General features: G+C 62.7%; 20 protein-coding genes, 1 pseudogene and 1 riboswitch. Of the genes and pseudogenes, 10 read left to right on the forward strand and 11 right to left on the reverse strand.

Annotated features, from left to right (window positions below):
- The first annotated feature begins 15 nt into the window (after positions 1-15).
- The 5 genes from HNP49_RS16745 to HNP49_RS16765 all read left to right on the forward strand — a co-directional run bounded on the left by HNP49_RS16745 (position 16) and on the right by HNP49_RS16765 (position 5,512).
- Positions 16-594 (forward strand): ANTAR domain-containing response regulator, encoded by a 579-nt coding sequence (locus HNP49_RS16745; RefSeq protein WP_184685146.1) that lies wholly within the window; start codon positions 16-18, stop codon positions 592-594.
- Positions 595-740: 146 nt separating this feature from the next.
- Complete coding sequence (gene alaC / locus HNP49_RS16750) at positions 741-1,946, forward strand: alanine transaminase (RefSeq protein ID WP_184685148.1); 1,206 nt, start codon at positions 741-743, stop codon at positions 1,944-1,946.
- Positions 1,947-2,271: 325 nt separating this feature from the next.
- Entirely contained in the window at positions 2,272-3,627 is a 1,356-nt protein-coding gene (locus HNP49_RS16755) for a CmpA/NrtA family ABC transporter substrate-binding protein (RefSeq protein WP_184685149.1), read from the forward strand.
- Positions 3,628-3,706: 79 nt separating this feature from the next.
- Positions 3,707-4,699 (forward strand): ABC transporter permease, encoded by a 993-nt coding sequence (locus tag HNP49_RS16760; RefSeq protein ID WP_184685151.1) that lies wholly within the window; start codon positions 3,707-3,709, stop codon positions 4,697-4,699.
- Between the two features lie 18 nt (positions 4,700-4,717).
- Positions 4,718-5,512 carry an ABC transporter ATP-binding protein gene (locus tag HNP49_RS16765; protein ID WP_184685152.1) on the forward strand — a complete coding sequence of 265 codons (795 nt, stop codon included), beginning with the start codon at positions 4,718-4,720 and terminating at the stop codon, positions 5,510-5,512.
- A gap of 36 nt (positions 5,513-5,548) precedes the next feature.
- Here the strand turns inward: HNP49_RS16765 and HNP49_RS16770 are convergent, their stop codons facing one another.
- Positions 5,549-5,995: a hypothetical protein gene (locus HNP49_RS16770; RefSeq protein WP_184685198.1), complete on the reverse strand. Its 447-nt coding sequence runs from the start codon at positions 5,993-5,995 to the stop codon at positions 5,549-5,551.
- A 257-nt stretch (positions 5,996-6,252) separates the two neighbouring features.
- Here HNP49_RS16770 and HNP49_RS16775 point away from each other — a divergent pair, with 257 nt between their 5' ends.
- Genes HNP49_RS16775 through HNP49_RS16785 form a run of 3 tightly spaced genes read left to right on the forward strand, consistent with a single transcriptional unit; the run spans position 6,253 to position 8,862 of the window.
- Entirely contained in the window at positions 6,253-6,975 is a 723-nt protein-coding gene (locus HNP49_RS16775) for a 1-acylglycerol-3-phosphate O-acyltransferase (protein ID WP_184685154.1), read from the forward strand.
- Positions 6,976-7,020: 45 nt separating this feature from the next.
- Positions 7,021-7,887, forward strand: coding sequence for an ABC transporter substrate-binding protein (locus tag HNP49_RS16780; RefSeq protein ID WP_184685155.1), 867 nt, complete (start codon positions 7,021-7,023; stop codon positions 7,885-7,887).
- A 3-nt stretch (positions 7,888-7,890) separates the two neighbouring features.
- Positions 7,891-8,862 (forward strand): magnesium and cobalt transport protein CorA, encoded by a 972-nt coding sequence (locus HNP49_RS16785; RefSeq protein ID WP_184685156.1) that lies wholly within the window; start codon positions 7,891-7,893, stop codon positions 8,860-8,862.
- Positions 8,863-8,865: 3 nt separating this feature from the next.
- On the opposite strand, the gene HNP49_RS16790 is transcribed toward HNP49_RS16785, so the two are convergent.
- The 3 genes from HNP49_RS16790 to HNP49_RS16800 form a co-directional block, all read right to left on the reverse strand.
- Complete coding sequence (locus HNP49_RS16790; RefSeq protein ID WP_184685157.1) at positions 8,866-9,105, reverse strand: DUF2175 domain-containing protein; 240 nt, start codon at positions 9,103-9,105, stop codon at positions 8,866-8,868.
- 78 nt (positions 9,106-9,183) lie between these two features.
- Positions 9,184-9,268: riboswitch (cyclic di-GMP riboswitch) on the reverse strand.
- Between the two features lie 63 nt (positions 9,269-9,331).
- Positions 9,332-10,051 (reverse strand): amidotransferase, encoded by a 720-nt coding sequence (locus HNP49_RS16795; protein ID WP_184685158.1) that lies wholly within the window; start codon positions 10,049-10,051, stop codon positions 9,332-9,334.
- A 409-nt stretch (positions 10,052-10,460) separates the two neighbouring features.
- A complete protein-coding gene (locus tag HNP49_RS16800) occupies positions 10,461-11,690 on the reverse strand; it encodes an acyl-CoA dehydrogenase (RefSeq protein WP_184685159.1) in 1,230 nt (409 codons plus the stop codon).
- A gap of 161 nt (positions 11,691-11,851) precedes the next feature.
- Between HNP49_RS16800 and HNP49_RS16805 the strand changes: the two genes are divergently transcribed.
- The gene (locus tag HNP49_RS16805) at positions 11,852-12,778 is read left to right on the forward strand and encodes a LysR family transcriptional regulator (protein ID WP_184685160.1); all 927 of its coding nucleotides are present in this window, start codon (positions 11,852-11,854) and stop codon (positions 12,776-12,778) included.
- A gap of 32 nt (positions 12,779-12,810) precedes the next feature.
- On the opposite strand, the gene HNP49_RS16810 is transcribed toward HNP49_RS16805, so the two are convergent.
- The 7 genes from HNP49_RS16810 to HNP49_RS16840 all read right to left on the reverse strand — a co-directional run bounded on the left by HNP49_RS16810 (position 12,811) and on the right by HNP49_RS16840 (position 17,800).
- Complete coding sequence (locus HNP49_RS16810; RefSeq protein WP_184685161.1) at positions 12,811-14,043, reverse strand: PilT/PilU family type 4a pilus ATPase; 1,233 nt, start codon at positions 14,041-14,043, stop codon at positions 12,811-12,813.
- Positions 14,044-14,206: 163 nt separating this feature from the next.
- On the reverse strand, positions 14,207-14,953 hold the full coding sequence (locus HNP49_RS16815; protein ID WP_184685162.1) for a putative DNA-binding domain-containing protein: 747 nt from the start codon (positions 14,951-14,953) through the stop codon (positions 14,207-14,209).
- Entirely contained in the window at positions 14,950-15,816 is an 867-nt protein-coding gene (locus tag HNP49_RS16820) for a DUF692 family multinuclear iron-containing protein (RefSeq protein ID WP_184685164.1), read from the reverse strand. Before HNP49_RS16820 ends, HNP49_RS16815 begins: the two co-directional genes overlap by 4 nt.
- 3 nt (positions 15,817-15,819) lie before the next feature.
- Positions 15,820-16,107: a DUF2282 domain-containing protein gene (locus tag HNP49_RS16825; RefSeq protein ID WP_184685165.1), complete on the reverse strand. Its 288-nt coding sequence runs from the start codon at positions 16,105-16,107 to the stop codon at positions 15,820-15,822.
- A 20-nt stretch (positions 16,108-16,127) separates the two neighbouring features.
- Positions 16,128-16,751, reverse strand: coding sequence for a glutathione S-transferase family protein (locus HNP49_RS16830; protein ID WP_184685167.1), 624 nt, complete (start codon positions 16,749-16,751; stop codon positions 16,128-16,130).
- A complete protein-coding gene (locus HNP49_RS16835; protein WP_221445274.1) occupies positions 16,748-17,245 on the reverse strand; it encodes a DoxX family membrane protein in 498 nt (165 codons plus the stop codon). Before HNP49_RS16835 ends, HNP49_RS16830 begins: the two co-directional genes overlap by 4 nt.
- 54 nt (positions 17,246-17,299) lie before the next feature.
- Complete coding sequence (locus HNP49_RS16840; RefSeq protein WP_184685171.1) at positions 17,300-17,800, reverse strand: YHS domain-containing (seleno)protein; 501 nt, start codon at positions 17,798-17,800, stop codon at positions 17,300-17,302.
- Between the two features lie 421 nt (positions 17,801-18,221).
- Here HNP49_RS16840 and HNP49_RS16845 point away from each other — a divergent pair.
- Positions 18,222-18,655 (forward strand): annotated as a pseudogene (locus tag HNP49_RS16845) (Ig family protein); the annotation flags it as partial.

Raw genomic sequence — 18,655 nt, forward strand, 5'->3', positions numbered from 1 at the left:
GACAAGGTTGACCCCATGTTGCGTATCCTCCTGATCAACGACACCCCGAAGAAGGTCGGCCGCCTCAAGAGCGCCCTGACCGAAGCCGGTTTCGAGGTGATTGACGAGTCGGGGCTGGTCATCGACCTGCCTGAGCGGGTCGAGGCCATCCGCCCCGACGTGATCCTGATCGACACCGAGTCCCCCGGCCGCGACGTGATGGAGCAGGTCTGCCTGGTCAGCCGTGACCAGCCACGGCCGATCGTCATGTTCACCGACGACCACGATCCGGGCGTAATGCGCCAGGCGATCCAGTCCGGGGTCAGCGCCTACATCGTCGAAGGCATCCACGCACAGCGCCTGCAGCCGATTCTCGACGTGGCCATGGCCCGCTTTGAAAGCGACCAGGCACTACGCGCCCAGCTCAATGCCCGCGAAGCTCAACTGGCCGAACGCAAGCGCGTCGAACTGGCCAAGGGCCTGCTGATGAAGATGAAGAGCTGCAACGAGGAAGAGGCCTACACCCTGATGCGTCGCCAGGCCATGAGCCGTCAGCAGAAGCTGATCCAGGTGGCCGAGCAGATCATCGCCATGCACGACATGCTGGGTAACTGAGCCCGGCCCTGGCAACTGTTGCCCCTGTCCAGTCCACGACTGTGCTGGACAGGCCGGCAAGCCATCTCGTATCTTCCTCGCCAGGCCGCCTCATGCGGTCAACGTCGCTCGGACGGTTCCGGGCGCTTACGTACTTCGAGGACAGCATGGCTGACAACGCCAAGCGCCGCTTTGCGCGCATCGATCGTCTCCCCCCCTACGTTTTCAACATCACCGCCGAATTGAAGATGGCCGCCCGCCGCCGTGGCGAGGACATCATCGACTTTTCGATGGGCAACCCCGATGGCGCCACACCGCCGCACATCGTCGAAAAGCTGGTGCAGGTTGCCCAGCGCGAAGATACCCATGGCTATTCCACCTCCCGCGGCATCCCGCGCCTGCGCCGCGCCATCTCGCGCTGGTACAAGGACCGCTATGACGTGGAGATCGACCCGGACAGCGAAGCCATCGTCACCATCGGCTCCAAGGAAGGTCTGGCGCACCTGATGCTGGCCACCCTGGACCACGGCGACACCGTACTGGTGCCCAACCCGAGCTACCCGATTCATATCTACGGTGCAGTGATCGCCGGCGCCCAGGTGCGCTCGGTGCCGCTGATCCCCGGCGTGGACTTCTTCGCCGAGCTGGAGCGGGCCATCCGCGAGTCCATCCCCAAGCCGAAGATGATCATCATCGGTTTTCCCTCCAACCCCACCGCCCAGTGCGTGGAGCTGGATTTCTTCGAGCGCGTGGTGGCCCTGGCCAAGCAGTACGACATTCTCGTGGTGCACGATCTGGCCTATGCCGACATCGTTTATGAAGGCTGGACCGCGCCCTCGATCATGCAGGTACCCGGCGCCAAGGACGTCGCGGTGGAGTTCTTCACCCTGTCCAAGAGCTACAACATGGCCGGCTGGCGCATCGGCTTCATGGTCGGCAATCCGGAGCTGGTCGCCGCCCTGGCGCGGATCAAGAGCTACCACGACTACGGCACCTTTACCCCGCTACAGGTGGCGGCCATCGCCGCACTGGAAGGCGACCAGCAGTGCGTGCGCGATATCGCCGAGCAGTACCGCCAGCGCCGCGACGTACTGGTCAAGGGGCTGCACGAACTGGGCTGGATGGTCGAAAAACCCAAAGCCTCCATGTATGTCTGGGCGAAGATTCCCGAAGCCTACGCCCACCTCGGCTCGCTGGAGTTCGCCAAGAAACTGCTTGGCGAGGCCAAGGTCTGCGTCTCGCCCGGCATCGGCTTTGGCGACTACGGTGACGATCACGTGCGTTTTGCCCTGATCGAGAATCAGGACCGTACCCGTCAGGCCATCCGTGGCATCAAGGCAATGTTCCGCGCCGACGGCTTGCTTGAGCGCTAATGCCATATTGGCGTGCACCGTCCGCGCCCGGACAGTGCACGCCCGCTTCGCCCGTCTTCGCACTCAACCCCACCCTATCTACCTCAGCGCCATCAGGCGACTGCCCAAGCAGTGTCACAAGCCACTGTTTTAAAACAACTTTATAAAATTCCTCACACCTCTTCCGAGAAACTGGCACGGCTGCTGCAAAGTCCTTCACAGCAACCGTCTCAGGATCGCCAACGGAGGTGATCGGGACGAATCGACAAAGACGTCGTGCCCCCTGCCAACACCGGCAGCCGGGTATCGACGTCTTTTTTTCGTTTCTGACACTGAGGAAAGCATCATGCAAAACCGCCTGAACCTGCTCAAACGCGCCCTGTGCGCCAGCCTGCTGGTCATCTCCCCACTGGCCGCACAAATCAGCCTGGCCGCCGATCCAGAGAAGGAAGAGCTCAAGCTCGGCTTCATCAAGCTGACCGACATGGCTCCCCTGGCCATCGCCTTCGAAAAAGGCTTCTTCGAGGAAGAAGGCCTGTACGTAACCCTCGAGGCACAAGCCAACTGGAAGGTGCTGCTGGACCGCGTGATCATGGGCGAACTGGACGGTGCGCACATGCTGGCCGGCCAGCCGTTGGGCGCCACCGTCGGCATCGGCACCAAGTCCGAGGTGGTCACCGCCTTCTCCATGGACCTCAACGGCAACGCCATCACCGTCTCCAATGACGTGTGGAAGATGATGAAGCCGCACATTCCGATGGCTGACGGCAAGCCGGTACACCCGATCAAGGCCGACGCCCTCAAGCCGGTGATCGAGCAGTTCAAATCCCAGGGCAAACCGTTCAACCTGGCCATGGTGTTCCCGGTTTCCACCCACAACTACGAGCTGCGCTACTGGCTGGCTGCCGGTGGCATCAACCCGGGCCTCTACGCCCCGGAAAAAGGCGACATCAGCGGCCAGATCGGTGCCGATGCACTGCTCTCGGTTACCCCGCCACCGCAAATGCCTTCCACCCTGGAGTCCGGCACCATCAACGGCTACTCGGTGGGCGAACCGTGGAACCAGGCTGCCGTGTTCAAAGGCATCGGCGTGCCGGTGATCACCGACTCCGAGATCTGGAAGAACAACCCGGAGAAGGTCTTCGGCGTGTCCAAGGCCTGGGCCGAGCAGAACCCGGAAACCCACAAGCGCCTGGTCAAGGCGCTGATCCGAGCCGCCAAGTGGCTGGACGAGGATAACAACAAGAACCGCATGGAGGCCGTGGAGATTCTCTCCCGTCCGGAATACGTCGGCGCCGACGCCAAGGTGATCGCCAACTCCATGACCGGCACCTTCGAGTACGAGAAGGGTGACAAGCGCGAAGTCCCGGACTTCAACGTGTTCTTCCGCTACAACGCCACCTACCCCTACTACTCCGACGCCATCTGGTACCTGACCCAGATGCGCCGCTGGGGCCAGATCGCCGAGCCCAAGTCCGATGCCTGGTACGCCGACGTCGCCAAGCAGGTCTATCGCCCGGACATCTATCGCACCGCCGCCGACGAACTGATCGCCGAGGGCAAGGCCAGTGCCAGCGAGTTCCCGGCGCCCAGCGAAACCGGCTACCGCGCACCGACCGCCGAGTTCATCGACGGCGTGACCTATGACGGCAGCAAGCCGAACGCCTACCTGTCTTCGTTCAAGATCGGCAACGCCAAGTGAAACAGGCCCGGCCGGCTGGCGCCGGCCGGGCACCGAGGTATTTCGCTGCCCTGCGCAGCCCGCATTCGAGGATCGGACGATGAGCAACCCGAGCGTCGCCACCCCTATCGCCAACACCATCAAGAGCGCCCGCAGCCGCGAGCTGCTCAAGCAGGGCGTACGCACCCTGTTCCTGCCGCTGGCCGGCATCGCCTTTTTCCTGTTGCTGTGGCAACTGGTGGCGGCCAGCATCCACACCAGCCTGGGTCAGTTCCCTGGCCCAGGACAGGTCTATGTGCAGGCCTCGCAACTGCTCGATACCCACCTGCGCGAGCGCGAGAAGGCCGAGCAGTTCATCACCCGCCAGGAAATCCGCAACGCCGAACTCCTGGCCAAGAACCCCGACGCCCAGGTGAAGATCCGCGCCTATACCGGCAAGCCGACCTTCCTCGACCAGATCTTCACCAGCCTGTACACGGTGCTGAGCGGTTTTCTCATCGCCACCCTGATCGCTGTGCCGCTGGGCATCCTCTGCGGCCTGTCGCAGAGCATCTACGCAGCCATCAACCCGCTAATCCAGATCTTCAAGCCCGTCTCGCCGCTGGCCTGGCTGCCACTGGTGACCATGGTGGTCAGTGCCGTCTACACCAGCAGCGACCCACTGTTGTCCAAGTCCTACCTGACCTCGGCCTTCACCGTGGCGCTGTGCTGCCTGTGGCCGACAGTGATCAACACCACGGTGGGTGTGGCCAGCCTGGACAAGGACCTGCTCAACGTCAGCCGGGTGCTACGCCTGTCGCCGCTAGCCCATGTGCAGAAGATCGTCCTGCCGGCTGCGGTGCCGATGATCTTCACCGGCCTGCGCCTGTCGCTGGGGACCGGCTGGATGGTGCTGATCGCCGCCGAGATGCTGGCGCAGAACCCAGGACTGGGCAAATTCATCTGGGACGAATTCCAGAACGGCAGCTCCAACTCCCTCGGCCGGATCATGGTGGCGGTGATCGCCATCGGCCTGATCGGCTTCGCCCTCGACCGTCTGATGCTGCTGGCGCAAAAGCTGGTCAGCTGGGACAAGAACGCCGTACTGCGCTAACAGGCAAGGAGAATTCCCATGAGCAACGCACACCTCGAACTGTCCGGCGTCGGCATCAGCTTCCCCACCGACAAGGGCCTGTTCTGCGCCCTGCAGAACGTCAACCTGAAGATCGACCAGGGCGAGTTCGTCTCGCTGATCGGCCATTCCGGCTGCGGCAAATCCACCGTACTGAACATAGTCGCCGGCCTCTACCAGGCCAGCACCGGCGGTGTCATCCTCGACGGCCGCGAGGTCAACGAGCCCGGCCCCGAGCGCGCCGTGGTCTTCCAGAACCACAGCCTGCTGCCCTGGCTGACCTGCTATGAAAACGTCGAACTCGCCGTGCGCCAGGTGTTCAAGGGCGGCAAATCGCGCAAGGAAATGCGCGAGTGGGTCGAGCACAACCTCAACCTGGTGCACATGATGCACGCCAAGGACAAGCGCCCCGGCGAGATCTCCGGCGGCATGAAGCAGCGCATCGGCATCGCCCGTGCGCTGGCCATGCAGCCCAAGGTACTGCTGATGGACGAGCCCTTCGGCGCCCTGGACGCGCTGACCCGCGCCCACCTGCAGGACTCGCTGATGGAGATCCACCGCGACCTGGGCAACACCGTGATCATGATCACCCACGACGTGGACGAGGCCGTGCTGCTCTCCGACCGTATCGTGATGATGAGCAACGGCCCGTCGGCCACCGTGGGAGACATTCTCAAGGTCGAACTGGAACGTCCGCGCGACCGTCTTGAGCTCGCCAACGATGCGCGCTACCACGCCTGCCGTTCAGCGGTGCTGGAGTTCCTCTACGCCAAGCAGCAGCGTCCGGCAGCCTGAACCGAGTAGGTTGACGGCTAGCCTGGGAGGCTGCCGTCAACCGGCCTCAGCCACGCCCGTTGTCGTCGCCGGCCTCAGCGCCGTCATCGCCACGGTCATCTCCGACATCATGATCGACCCCATCCTGCCCATGATCATCACCAGCCTCACCGTGGTCATCGCCAGCCTCGCCATGGTCATCACCGGCCTCGCCGCGTCCGTCCGGAGCCCGGCCATGATCCATCCCCGCCTTGCCGTGATCCTGACCGGCCTCGCCATGATCATCACCTGCCCGGCCATGATCACCCGAACCGCTATCACCGCCGTGGTCTCCTCCGCCGTGGTCTCCTCCACCCTGACCTCCGCCACCGGAGCCACTGCCACCATGACCGCCACCCGAACCGCCGCCCCCAGATCCGCCGCCATGACCTCCGCCACCTGAGCCGCCACCAGAGCCACCTCCGCCACCGCCTGAGCCGCCACCGCCACCTCCATCACGGGCAAATGCCTGATCCAGAGGGAGTAAGGTGGCCGGCAACAGGCAGGCTGCCAGGTAACTGCCAAGCACCAGCGCCCTAAGCGCAGTTTGCACTTTGGTATTCATGAGGTTTCTCCTGTTCACCCGACTTTCTCAGAATAGGCCGGCAGGCGCGGCCTACGAGGAGGATGGACAGACGGGCAATCACCATTGATCGCTGTGGTTTGCCCTGACAGGTGAACGCCCGTACACTGCCCGCCCTTTTTGCCAACGAGTGCGATTCATGCTGTTCGCTCTGCGCATGGGACTGATGGGCCTGCACTTCGTGGTTGCCGGCATCCTCGGTCTGATTATCGGTATCTGCCGCCCGTTCAACCCCGACAACAGCCGCCTCTGTGCGCGTCTCTACTCGATGCCGGCCCTGCGCATCCTGCGCCTGAAGCTTTCGCGCGACGCCAAAGGCCTGCTGGAACACCAGCGCAGCTGCGTGATCATCGCCAACCACCAATCCAACTATGACCTCTATGTGCTCGGTCGCGTGGTGCCCAAGCGCACCGTCAGCATTGGCAAGAAAAGCCTCAAGTGGGTGCCCTTCTTCGGCCAACTGTACTGGCTGGCCGGCAACGTGCTGATCGAGCGCGGCAATGCCCAGCAAGCCAAGCAGGCCATGCTCACCACCACAGAAACCCTCCAGCATCAGGACACCTCCATCTGGGTATTCCCGGAAGGTACGCGCAACAAGGGTGAGGGTCTGCTGCCGTTCAAGAAGGGCGCGTTCCAGATGGCCATTGCCGCCGGTGTGCCGATCATCCCGGTGTGTGTCAGCAGCTACGTCAAAAATATGCATCTCAATCGCTGGAATGCCGGCTCGATCAAGATCCGTTCGCTTCCGGCGATTTCCACCGCCGGCATGACCCTGGACGATATCCCCGAGCTGATGCAACGCTGCTGGGACCTGATGCAGCAGACCATCGCCCAGCTGGACGCGGAGCTGGTCCGCGCCTGATAGGCCGAGTTGAAAAATCCCAGGCAGCGGGCGAAGCTGCCTGGTATGAAAATCTTCTGTCTGTTTCTGCTGGTCACGGCCCTGCCCTCCTGGGCCGACCCGCTGCTGCACTACCCTCGCCACTCGCGTGACAGCGAGCCGGAAGCCTACGTGGCCGAACTGCTGCAACTGGCGGTGGAGCACGGTCCCGTTCGCTATCGGCTGCAACCCTCGGCCGAACCCATGGCCCAGTCCCGCGCCCAGCAGATGCTCGAACAGCACAGCCCACATCTGCAGGTGATGTGGGCCATGACCACCCGCGAGCGCGAACAGCGCCTGCTGCCGATCCGCATCCCGATCTACAAGGGCCTGATCGGCTGGCGCATTAACCTGCTGCGCCAGCAAGATGCCCAGCGGCTCAGCCAGGTACACAACCTCGCCGACCTCAAGCCACTGCGTTTCGGCCAACGCCACGACTGGCCCGACACCCCCTTGCTACGCGCCAACGGCTTAGAGGTCGTCACCAGCCCCAGTTACAAAGGGCTGTTTGCCATGCTGCAGGCGCAACGTTTCGACGCCTTTCCGCGCGAGGTGGTGACCGTCTGGCAGGAGCAGGCAGATGCCATGCGCAACGGCCTGCAGCTGGCGGTCGATGAACACGTGGTGCTGCACTACCCCAGCGCCTTCTATTTCTTCACCTCGCGCCAGGACCCGCAACTGGCCGAACACCTGCGCCAGGGTCTGGAAGCGGCCATCGCCGACGGCAGCTTCGAGCGCCTGTTCCAGCAGCGCCATGGTGAGACCCTGCGCCACGCTCGCCTGGAGCAACGGCGGGTCATCGAACTGGATAACCCCGATCTGCCCGCTGAAACGCCCTTTCACCGGCAGGAACTCTGGTACCGTCCCCAGGCACCCAGCACCGACAAGGAGTAAGCCGTGCAGCATGTGGTAGCCGCCGCCGTCTACAGCGCGGGACACAAGGTCCGCGACATTGCCCTCGACGAGGGCCGACAATGGGCCAGGCAGCCAGGCCATTTCGCCTGGATCGGCCTGCATGATCCGGGCGCCGAGGAACTGCGCCTGCTGCAGCAGCAGTTCGACCTGCACGAGCTGGCCCTGGAAGACGCCCTGGCCCAGCACACCCGGCCCAAGCTGGAAATCTTCGGCGATGCGCTGTTCATGGTGCTGTATTCGCCGCTTCGGGTGGACGGCCAGCTGCGCTTCGTCGAAACCCAGCTGTTTGCCGGCAAGGGCTATGTGATCAGCGCGCGCTACGGCAACTCGGCGCCGTACTCGACGGTGCGCCAGCGCTGTGAAGCGCGGCCGCTGCTGCTCGAGCATGGCGAGGATTTCGTGCTCTACGCCCTGCTCAGCTTCGTCATCGAAAACTACCGCCCACTGCTGGAACAAACCCATGGCGAACTGGAGGCACTGGAACAGGCGGTGCTGGAACGGCCGCTGGAACAAACCCAGATTGAACAGATTCATGGCCTGCGCCGCGATCTGCTGCGTCTCAAGCGCTACGTCGGGCCTCTGGTGGAAATCTGCCAGGAACTGCAGCAGCTGGACTTCCCCTTCATCGACAAGCACATGCGCCCGTACTTTCGCGATGTGGCGATCCACGTCAACCGCCTGCTGGAAGACCTGACCAACCAGCGCGAAATGGCCGATCACGCCATTGAATTGGGCCTGCTGCTGGAAGCCTCCCGGCAGAGCGTGGTGCAGCGCAAATTCGCCGCCTGGGCGGCGATACTCGCTTTCCCCACGGCCGTTGCCGGGATTTACGGCATGAATTTCGACTTCATGCCCGAGCTGCGCTGGCACTACGGTTACTTCACCGTCCTCGGAGTGATCGGCAGCGGCTGCCTGGCCCTGTTCGCCAACTTCAAGAGGCTGAAATGGCTGTAGGGGTCAGAACAGCTCGATATCCGGGCCAGCCTCGTCGCGATTGCGCTCATTCATTTCCGTCACCACCAGCTCCTTGAGTTGCTCAAGGCAGCCGTCACTCAAGGCCGCAATATCCAGGCCGCGAAAACGCCGGTTCTGGAACTGGGCGGTAATGAAGCAGTTGTAATGGGCAAGACCCTGCCCGGGGATGCTGGTGACCTCGGAATGGCCAACCAGATTCAGCTCGCAGTACATACAGCGCATGACGACCTACAAAAAATCATATCAATAGGAGTCATGGGCCAATGCCCAGTGAGATGCCATTCCCAGCGGAGGGGAATGGCCTGCAACCCCGCTATCCTGAGCTTTCGCTGGTAGACCGGAGGCTTTGCGTCACTGCCTTTCGACAGTTTTGCCCATGACAAACAAAACGGGCGCGGATTTTTAAGGTCCGCGCCCGCGATGTCAAACTGACATGACGACTGGCTGGTCAGGCGGCCTTGCCCTGAGCCACGAAACGCATCATCCACTCGGCCACCGCACGCCCCTGCTGTTCCTGAGCCAGGCTCTGCACGGCCTGCTCATAGACCGCCGGCTCGTAGCTTTCGCGGCGCAGGTTGAGCAGATCGCGGGTGTAGTCGTGAATGAACTCCGGATGCCCCTGGAAGCACAGCACCTGATCGCCGATGTGGTAGGCGGCGTTCGGGCAGAACTCGCTGGTGGCGATCAGGGTCGCATTCTCCGGCAGGCGGGTGACCTGATCCTGGTGGTAGATCAGCATGTCGAGCGTCTCGCCGGCAGGCTCCATCCAGCTGGGTTTGCTGGTGATCTGGTAACGGTGCACGCCGATACCCCAGCCCTGTTCAGCCCGCTCGGTGTAACCACCCAGGATCAGCGCCAACAATTGGTGACCAAAACACACGCCCAGCAGCTTCTCGCCACGCTCATAGAGCGCCCTGACGTAGTCACGCAGATTAAGAATCCAGGGGTCGGAACCAAAGGAGTCGGCCTTACTACCCGTAATCAGATATGCATCATAGCGTCGGTCCTCGGGAGGGTACTCACCGTTGACGACATTGTAGACCTCGAAGTCCGCCTCGATCGGCTGTTTGCTGAACAGCTGCTGGAACATGTGACCATAGCCTTTGTACTGGTCAGCCAGCTGGGGGCGGAGGTGATCGGTCTCTAGGATGCAAATGCGCTGTGGCATACGGGGTTGGCCCTCCTCTCAGGCAGCCAAGGGTGTTTTAGATATTTAACGCACCATCATGTTTTGTTGAACACTAACGGCGCGCATTATTCACCCATTTGACTTCTGAGAAAAGATGCTTTTTGCACATTTTTGCATGCCGTTTATCGCTCAAAAAAATGCACACTAATTTCACGGCAAACCCGCATGGCGCAAGGCCCCGCCGCTGGGCGCTCAGGGCTGTGAAGTGGGTGCGAAACACCCTTCTTGAATCTCCATGCCCAAGTGTTTTTCTCGGCAGGAAAAATCGACTCTGCACCCTCCGCGCATCTCAGAAACAGCAAGCCCAGACACATAGCCGAGCAAAAGATTTAACAGTCCCATAAAAAAGGCCCGCTCTCAGGCGGGCCTTATCCGGTGACTTCGCCGCTCAGCGCGAAGCTTTCATCATGTCACGCGGCACATACTTGCCCACTTCGTACTTGCCGATGGCCATGCGGTGCACTTCGTCCGGGCCGTCGGCCAGACGCAGGGTACGCTGCATGGCGTACCAATAGGCCAGCGGGAAGTCGTTGGAGACGCCAGCGCCGCCGTGAATCTGGATGGCGCGGTCGATCACCTTGAGCGCGACGTTCGGCGCCACCACCTTGATCTGAGCGATTTCGCTGGCAGCCACCTTGTTGCCCACGGTGTCCATCATGTAGGCCGCGTTCAGGGTCAGCAGGCGCGCCATATTGATCTCCATGCGCGAGTCGGCGATGTGATCGAGGTTGCCCCCCAGACGCGCCAGCGGCTTGCCGAAGGCGGTGCGGGTCACGGCACGCTGGCACATCAGTTTGAGGGCGCGCTCGGCCATGCCGATGGAACGCATGCAGTGGTGGATGCGGCCTGGGCCGAGGCGGCCCTGGGCGATCTCGAAGCCACGGCCTTCACCCAGCAGCACGTTCTCGTAAGGCACGCGGACGTTCTCGAACACCACTTCGGCGTGGCCGTGCGGGGCATCGTCGTAGCCGAACACCGGCAGCGGACGAACGATCTTCACGCCCGGCGTCTCGGTCGGCACCAGAATCATCGAGTGCTGCTGGTGACGCGGCGCGTCCGGGTTGGTCAGGCCCATGAAGATCATGATCTTGCAGCGCGGATCACAGGCACCGGAGGTCCACCACTTGCGGCCGTTGATCACCCACTCGTCACCCTCGCGCACGGCGCGGGCTTCCATGTTGGTGGCGTCGCTGGAGGCCACGCCCGGCTCGGTCATGGCAAAGGCGGAGCGGATCTCGCCGTTGAGCAGCGGCACCAGCCACTGCTGCTTCTGCGCCTCGTTGGCGTAGCGCACCAGCACTTCCATGTTGCCGGTGTCCGGCGCGGAACAGTTGAACGGCTCGGCACCGATCAGCGAGCTGCCCATGATCTCGGCCAGCGGCGCGTATTCGGTGTTGGTCAGGCCGGCACCCAACTCGGATTCCGGCAGGAACAGGTTCCACAGACCCTGAGCCTTGGCCTTGGCCTTGAGCTCCTCCATGATCGCGGTCGGCTGCCAGCGATCACCTTCGTTGACCTGCTGCTCGAAGATCGCTTCGGCGGGATAAACATGCTCTTCCATGAACGCCATAACGCGTTCACGCAGAGCCTGGACTTTGGGGGAGTAGGCGAAATCCATGGGAGCTACCTTCTGACGGGCTTGGTTGTATCGGATGAGAAGATGCTAGATCAGCCCCGGAGATTTATCTAAGCTATTTTCCTCGTGTATGAACATTCATAAGCCATATATGATCCCGTGATGGGTATGATCAGCCCCATCACCTGTCAGGAGCGGTATAGATGAATCTCACCAAGGTCGACCTCAACCTGTTCATCGTCTTCGACGCCATCTATACCGAAGCCAACCTGACCCGCGCCGGGCAGATTGTCGGCATCACCCAGCCGGCGGTGTCCAACGCCCTGGCGCGCCTGCGCGAGACCTTCAATGATCCGCTGTTCGTGCGCACCGCACAGGGCATGGTACCCACGCCCATGGCACAGAACATCATCGGACCGGTGCGCAGCGCCCTGCAGTTGTTACGCGTATCGGTACAGGAAAGCCGCAGCTTCAATCCGCAGCAGGCCAACAAGACCTACCGCATCAGCATGACCGACCTTTCCGAGCAGATTCTTCTGCCGCCGCTGTTCCAGCGCCTGCGCCGGCTAGCCCCCAACATCTTCATCGAGAGTTTCCTGGCCAAGCGCCGCGAAACCACCAAGGAGCTGGCGGCCGGACGCCTGGACTTCGCCGTCGACGCGCCGCTGAACACCGACCCGCAGGTGCGTCACGTCAAGCTCATGGAAGATCGCTATGTCTGCGCCGTGCGCCAGGGGCATCCGCTGGCCAAGGACAAGCTGAGCCTGGACGAGTACATGTCGCTGACCCACATTCACATCTCCAGTCGCCGCAGCGGCCTCGGCCATGTCGACCTGGCGCTGGGCAAGATGGGCATCCAGCGCAAGATCGCCCTGCGCTCGCAGCACTACCTGATGGCCTCCAGCGTAATGCGCGATACCGACATGGCCATCACGGTGCCGGAGCGCTTTGCCCGCCGCCACAACCTGCACTTCATGACCCTGCCGGTGAAGGATGTACCGCCGCTGGAAACCCACCTGTACTGGCACGAAAGCACAGACCAGGACCCAGCCAACCGCTGGATGCGTGAGCAGATGATCGAACTGGCCCAGCAGATCACGGCCCAGGAAAGGGCTGAACAGGGCGCCTGAGGCGCCCTTCGCAGGTAGTTTTCACCGGACTGCTAGATACCCGGCCGCCCCGGATCCTCCGGCGCCGGTTCCTCTTCTTCGATAGCCTCCAGCTTCAACTCCAGCCCCCAACTACTGGGCTCCGCCTTGGCGGGGGCCGGCGCGGCTGGGGCTGCACCAACAGCAGCGCTGGCAGCGGCCGGTTGCAGTGCCGCATTGGCCGGATCATCACGATACAGCTTGAGCTTGAGGCGCACGTTGTTGGCCGAGTCGGCGTTCTTGATCGCCTCGTCATCGCTGATCACGCCCTCCTTGGCCAGCTCGATCAGCGCCTGATCGAAGGTCTGCATGCCGAGGTTGCGCGACTTGTCCATGACCTCCTTGATCAGGTCGAATTCGCCACGCTTGATGATGTCGCTGATGGTCGCCGTGCCCAGCAGCACCTCCACCGCCGCGCGGCGCTTGCCATCCTGGGTCTTGACCAGGCGCTGGGAGACAAACGCCTTGAGGTTGTTGCCCAGGTCGTTGAGCAGCTGCGGCCGACGCTCCTCGGGAAAGAAGTTGATGATGCGGTCCAGCGCCTGGTTGGCGTTGTTGGCGTGCAGGGTGGAAATCGCCAGGTGCCCGGTATCGGCGAAGGCCAGCGCATGCTCCATGGTCTCGCGGTCGCGGATTTCGCCGATCAGGATCACGTCCGGCGCCTGGCGCAGGGTGTTTTTCAGCGCCGCCTGGAAGCTGCGGGTATCCACGCCCACCTCGCGCTGGTTGATGATCGATTTCTTGTGTCGGTGCACATATTCCACCGGGTCCTCGATGGTGATTATGTGGCCACTGCTGTTGCGGTTGCGGTGATCGATCAGCGCCGCCAGGGAGGTCGACTTGCCCGAGCCTGTACCGCCGACGAACAGCACCAGACCACGTTTTTCCATCACCACCTTGAGCAGGATTTCCGGCAGTTTGAGGTCTTCGAACAGCGGGATGTCCAGCTTGATGTTGCGGCAGACCATGGACACTTCGTTGCGCTGGCGGAAGATGTTGATGCGAAAGCGCCCGACACCCGGCACCGACATGGCCAGGTTCATCTCCAGCTCGCGCTCGAACTGCTGGCGCTGCTCCTCATCCATCACGCCACGGGCAATCTGCTCGACCTCGCCAGGCTTCAGCGCGTCACTGGACAGCGGCTTGAGCACACCGTTGAACTTGGCGCAGGGCGGCGCGCCAGTGGACAGATAAAGATCCGAGCCATCCTGATTGGCGAGGATTTTCAGCATTGCGGTGAGGTCCATGATTCGACTTCCGGCAGACAGGAGTAGAAAAGGTAGGCGATTTTTCCGGGCGCACTTGGCAGCCTATCGACTGGTTATTGGCGTCATTCTGCTGGCGCAACCAGTGCATGCACAATAGCGCCACACCATGACCTCGCAAAAAGGCTCCGGCGTACTCGGCCCGCTAATCCACCTGCTGGAATACCTGCCACACCAGCAGGCCCGCCACTCGCCCCAGCCCTGCCTGCACGCCAATATCCGCACGAGCCAGCGCACCGGTCAGGCTACCGCCACGCTGCACGTGCCGCAGCAGCAGACAGCCCAGCTCATCCAGCGGCTCGGTGCGCAGTTGCAAGCCCTGGCGCCAGATCAGAACATTCTCACCGTGCCAGTCCTGCGCGCCGGGCGTCGGGGCCTGGTTCAGCTGGCTGGCCCAGAGGCGATACACAGGATGCGCCGAGCACAGCAGGGTGACCGAGGGATGCCAGCGCAGCGGGGCCTCCAGCAGCTGCGCCAATCCACCCAGGGCCAGGGCATCGACCTCGGGGACCGGCGCATCGGCGGCATGGAATGCCCGCAGGCGTGCCCATTCGAGCCGGGCAATGTCGGCGAGATAGCCCATTTGCGCCAGCGGCACGAAGGCCTCGATGAACCCGGCCAGCTCGGCGCCGTACTCGTGGAAGGCGGCCGAGCGCGGTGGGTGCTGCTGGACGAAGACATCCGCCAGGGCACTGAAATACTCGGCGCCCAGCAACCGTTCCAGCACCGGAAAGCCCTGCCGCAGCGCTTCCGTGCGCGCCGCCCGCACGTTGTTGCGGTGGATGGCAAAGCGCGCGGCAAACTCCGCGTCGGCGATTTGTGACAGGTGCAGCGGCACAGCCCCGGGCCGTAGCAAGCCCCGGGTGAATTCCTCAGCAGCGAGCGGACTCATGCCGATGCCCCGCCGCCGCATGCCGGCATGTAGGGGTTGCACTGCAGCGCGCGGGCGCAATCCACCTCCGCCGCGAGTACCGACCAGGCGGGCAGTTGGCGATCCCACTCGATCAGGCTGGGACGGGCGCCGGCGAGCACCAGCCACTCGACGTAGAGGCTCCAGGTCGCATCCGCGACAGCACTGCCATGCTCATCCAGCAGCAGCTCCCCGCGCGGCAGCGCCACTCGCGCATGTCCGGCCAGGTGCACCTCACCCACCTGCTCGGCGGGCAACTCGGCCAGGTAGCGTGAGGGATCGCCGCCACAGTTGTGGCAGCTGACCAGCAGATTATTGAGGTCCAGCAGCAGCCCACAGCCGGTGCGATGGCAGAGCTGGCGAATGAACTCAACCTCAGGCATATCCGACTCCGCCAGGCGCAGATAAGCGGCCGGATTCTCGATCAGGATCTGCCGGCCGAGATATTCCTGCAGGTGCTGCACCCGCCCGGCCACCCGCTCCAGACTAACGTGGTTGTAGGCCAGCGGCAGCAGATCGCCTAGGTACTCCCCGGCATGGGACGACCAGGCCAGGTGCTCGGAGACAAGCGCCGGCTCATAGCGCAGGCACAGTTCCTTGAGGCGCTGCAGATGCTGACTGTCGAGCCGCTCGCTGCCGCCCAGCGACAGCCCCACGCCATGCACCGACAGCGGCAGGTGCCGGCGCAGCTCGGCGAGTTGGGCATGCAGCAGGCCGCCCTCGCCGAAATAGTTTTCCGCATGCACCTCGATGAAGTCGACGCGTCCCGGGTTGGCCAGCAGGGCATCGAAATGCACCGGCTTGAACGCCACACCGGCACCGCCACGGAGCGCGAGACTGTTCATGCTTCAGGGCCGCTGCACGGGCTCGAGCGAGCCTTTACCGAAGGGTGTTTCGATCTCTACGCAGGTACCGGCCGGAACCAGCTTCCAGGCGTTGCCCTGATAGTCGATCTTCGAGGTGCCCGCGCAAGAGGTGCCGGGACCGGCGGCGCAGTCGTTCTGCCCGGCCAGCGAGATGCCGTAGCATTTTTCCTTGCCGGCATTGACCGGGGCATCAGCAGCACTGGCCGACTGGGTAGCGGCTAGCAAGGCACTGGCCAGCGACAGGGCCAGGCAGGTGTTGAGCGTTTGCATAAGGTGTTCCTCAGAGAAGGTCAGTTCTGCAGCCGGGCCAGCGCCCGCTGCACGGCGGGCCGGGCACTGATTCGGTCGATCCAGGCCCGGACATGGGGGAATTGGTTCAGGTCGACGCCGGCATAGTCGGCAATGCGCAGCCAGCTGAAGTGCATGATGTCAGCGATCGAGTAGCTGCTGCCGGCGAGCCAGGGCACCTCGGCCAGACGCTCGTCCAGGAGAGCGGTCAGGCGCAGCGACTCGTTGCGGTAACGCTCGATGGCCAGCGGCACTGGCTCGGGTGCCGAGCGCAGGAACCAGCCGGCCTGACCGAACATCGGCCCGACGCTGGCCACCTGCAGGAACAGGTATTCCATGGCCCGTTGGTACTCAACGGGGTCCTGCGGCAACAGCGCGCCATGCTTCTGCGCCAGGTACAGCAGGATGGCGCCGGATTCGGCCAGGTTGAGCGGCTGAGCGCCGGGACCGTCGAGATCGACCAGCACAGGAATCCGCCCATTGGGGTTGAGCGCCAGGAACGACGGGCGCTTCTGCTCGCCCTGGCTCAGGTTGACCTTGATCAGGCGGTATTCGACGTCCAGCTCTTCCAGAGCGATCGGCACCTTGAGGCCGTTGGGCGTGTTGGCACTGTAGAGTTCAATCATTGCGGCGCCCTCAGGCATTGTTCCGGATCGGCATGACCGGCACAGGGGTTCTGGCTGACGTCGTGGCGACGCTGCCACAGGCGCTGTAGTCCGTGATCGAGGCTCAGGCGTCCGCCGCCCTGCCCGATCAGCAGCAACAAGGCCACCGCCCAGGTGCCGTGGGTCGGCCAGGCGTCGGGGTAGACCAGCAGCTGAATCACCAGCGTCATGCCCAGCAGGCCGGCGGCCGCCAGGCGTGTACCCAGCCCGAGCAGCAACAGAATCGGCAACAGATGTTCGGCAAAGGCGGCGAGCCCGGCGGCCAGCGCCGGATCGATCAGCGGCAGGCGGTACTCCTCCTGAAACAGGTAGAGCGCCGAATCCCTGAGCTGCCAGCCATCGACCTTGGTCCGGCCGGATTGCCAGAACACCGCCCCTGGGGTAATGCGGGCCAGCAGCAACAGGGCATCACGGCCCAGCGCCTGCCAACGTGCGGATAGGGTTCGGACTTTCATGTCATGTCTCCGGAAAGCCCCTGCCGGCGGCATTAGCCAACAGGGGCAGCAGGGTTACAGGCTGCTCGGGGCCTTGTCCTTGATGGACGGCCAGTTGGCGTTGGCCTTGGCGATGTTGCCCGGCACGTCCTCGGACCACTTCTTGAACACGTCCGCGTTGACGTTCAGGTACAGCTTGCCGTCGACCACCTTGTACTGGCTCGGATCGACATCCAGCTTCTTGCCCAGCGCCGCGCCCATGGCACAGAAACCGCCGAACTGCGGCACGTAGTGCGCGGCATCGCTCTGGAAGGTCTTCATGTTTTCGGCCGAGGCGAAGTAGTAGGTGGCACCCTCATGCTTCACAGCGAAACGTTTGTCGCCCATGGCCGGCTTGCCCTGGAAATAGGACACGGTGTCGTAACCCTTGAGGATCACCTGGCCGGCATCGACGTTGATCGAGGCGGTGGAGGCTTCGTCGTAAGCGAAGCTGCTGGTGGCGGTCAGCAGCGCGGCGCCGCCAGCGGCCAGTGCAACGGCGAGGGAGGTAGCAATAAAGGAGCTCTTCAGGTTCATCGTGGTCTTCCTTACTGGATCAGTTGAACAGTGGGTGAACGTCAGAACCCGTTGAGTCCGACGCGTTGCCACTGTATGAGCCAATACATAGAACAAGAACAACCCACAAAAGAAAGACTCTATTGTCAATAATGAAACAAAAGGCTCGTAAAAGCGGCCATCTACACAGCGTCCCCTTTCCCCGGCCTGTCCTTACCCACATCAAGCGCAATAGTGAATTAACAAACCTGCTTATTCCGTCAGCCTGTTTCCAACCCCAGCATGTCGCGCAAAGGCAGGGTGCAATCCTGTCAGGCGAACTTTATAGCCCCTAGCCTGATGAGGTTTGGAGCTAGGTGGACCTGCAGCTGTGAGCTCACCGCATCGAGACAGACCATCGGCGTCGTGGTTTCGAACAGATCATGATGAAAGGTACCGAACAATGATTTTCAACGGCACTACTGGCAACGACACCCTGAGGGGTACTGCAGGCGATGACACTCTCAATGGCGGCGCCGGCAGTGACTTGCTGATCGGCGGGTTGGGTAACGACACCTATGTCGTCGACAACCTCGCCGACGTCATCAGCGAAACCAGTACCCTGGCGAGCGAAATCGACAGCGTGCAATCCAGCGTGAGTTGGACCTTGGGAGCCAATCTAGAGCGACTGACGCTCACCGGCACCGCGGCCATCAACGGCACCGGCAACAACCTCAACAACACGCTTACCGGTAACAGCGCCGGTAATGTACTGAACGGCGGCGTGGGCATCGACACACTGATCGGCGGGTTGGGTAACGACACCTATGTCGTCGACAACCTCGCCGACGTCATCAGCGAAACCAGTACCCTGGCGAGCGAAATCGACAGCGTGCA

Source organism: Pseudomonas fluvialis (assembly GCF_014207935.1).
GTDB lineage: Bacteria > Pseudomonadota > Gammaproteobacteria > Pseudomonadales > Pseudomonadaceae > Aquipseudomonas > Aquipseudomonas fluvialis_A.

What these genes read in the sequence shown, in the direction of transcription:
- HNP49_RS16820 (WP_184685164.1), bottom strand. Translation starts at nt 15,816, where the DNA reads ATGAACAGTCTCGCGCTCCGTGGCGGTGCCGGTGTGGCGTTCAAGCCG.
- HNP49_RS16790 (WP_184685157.1), bottom strand. Translation starts at nt 9,105, where the DNA reads ATGCGCTGTATGTACTGCGAGCTGAATCTGGTTGGCCATTCCGAGGTC.
- HNP49_RS16810 (WP_184685161.1), bottom strand. Translation starts at nt 14,043, where the DNA reads ATGGACCTCACCGCAATGCTGAAAATCCTCGCCAATCAGGATGGCTCG.
- HNP49_RS16840 (WP_184685171.1), bottom strand. Translation starts at nt 17,800, where the DNA reads ATGAACCTGAAGAGCTCCTTTATTGCTACCTCCCTCGCCGTTGCACTG.
- alaC (WP_184685148.1), top strand. Translation starts at nt 741, where the DNA reads ATGGCTGACAACGCCAAGCGCCGCTTTGCGCGCATCGATCGTCTCCCC.
- HNP49_RS16745 (WP_184685146.1), top strand. Translation starts at nt 16, where the DNA reads ATGTTGCGTATCCTCCTGATCAACGACACCCCGAAGAAGGTCGGCCGC.
- HNP49_RS16815 (WP_184685162.1), bottom strand. Translation starts at nt 14,953, where the DNA reads ATGAGTCCGCTCGCTGCTGAGGAATTCACCCGGGGCTTGCTACGGCCC.
- HNP49_RS16775 (WP_184685154.1), top strand. Translation starts at nt 6,253, where the DNA reads ATGCTGTTCGCTCTGCGCATGGGACTGATGGGCCTGCACTTCGTGGTT.
- HNP49_RS16830 (WP_184685167.1), bottom strand. Translation starts at nt 16,751, where the DNA reads ATGATTGAACTCTACAGTGCCAACACGCCCAACGGCCTCAAGGTGCCG.
- HNP49_RS16795 (WP_184685158.1), bottom strand. Translation starts at nt 10,051, where the DNA reads ATGCCACAGCGCATTTGCATCCTAGAGACCGATCACCTCCGCCCCCAG.
- HNP49_RS16765 (WP_184685152.1), top strand. Translation starts at nt 4,718, where the DNA reads ATGAGCAACGCACACCTCGAACTGTCCGGCGTCGGCATCAGCTTCCCC.
- HNP49_RS16755 (WP_184685149.1), top strand. Translation starts at nt 2,272, where the DNA reads ATGCAAAACCGCCTGAACCTGCTCAAACGCGCCCTGTGCGCCAGCCTG.
- HNP49_RS16760 (WP_184685151.1), top strand. Translation starts at nt 3,707, where the DNA reads ATGAGCAACCCGAGCGTCGCCACCCCTATCGCCAACACCATCAAGAGC.
- HNP49_RS16805 (WP_184685160.1), top strand. Translation starts at nt 11,852, where the DNA reads ATGAATCTCACCAAGGTCGACCTCAACCTGTTCATCGTCTTCGACGCC.
- HNP49_RS16780 (WP_184685155.1), top strand. Translation starts at nt 7,021, where the DNA reads ATGAAAATCTTCTGTCTGTTTCTGCTGGTCACGGCCCTGCCCTCCTGG.
- HNP49_RS16835 (WP_221445274.1), bottom strand. Translation starts at nt 17,245, where the DNA reads ATGAAAGTCCGAACCCTATCCGCACGTTGGCAGGCGCTGGGCCGTGAT.
- HNP49_RS16825 (WP_184685165.1), bottom strand. Translation starts at nt 16,107, where the DNA reads ATGCAAACGCTCAACACCTGCCTGGCCCTGTCGCTGGCCAGTGCCTTG.
- HNP49_RS16800 (WP_184685159.1), bottom strand. Translation starts at nt 11,690, where the DNA reads ATGGATTTCGCCTACTCCCCCAAAGTCCAGGCTCTGCGTGAACGCGTT.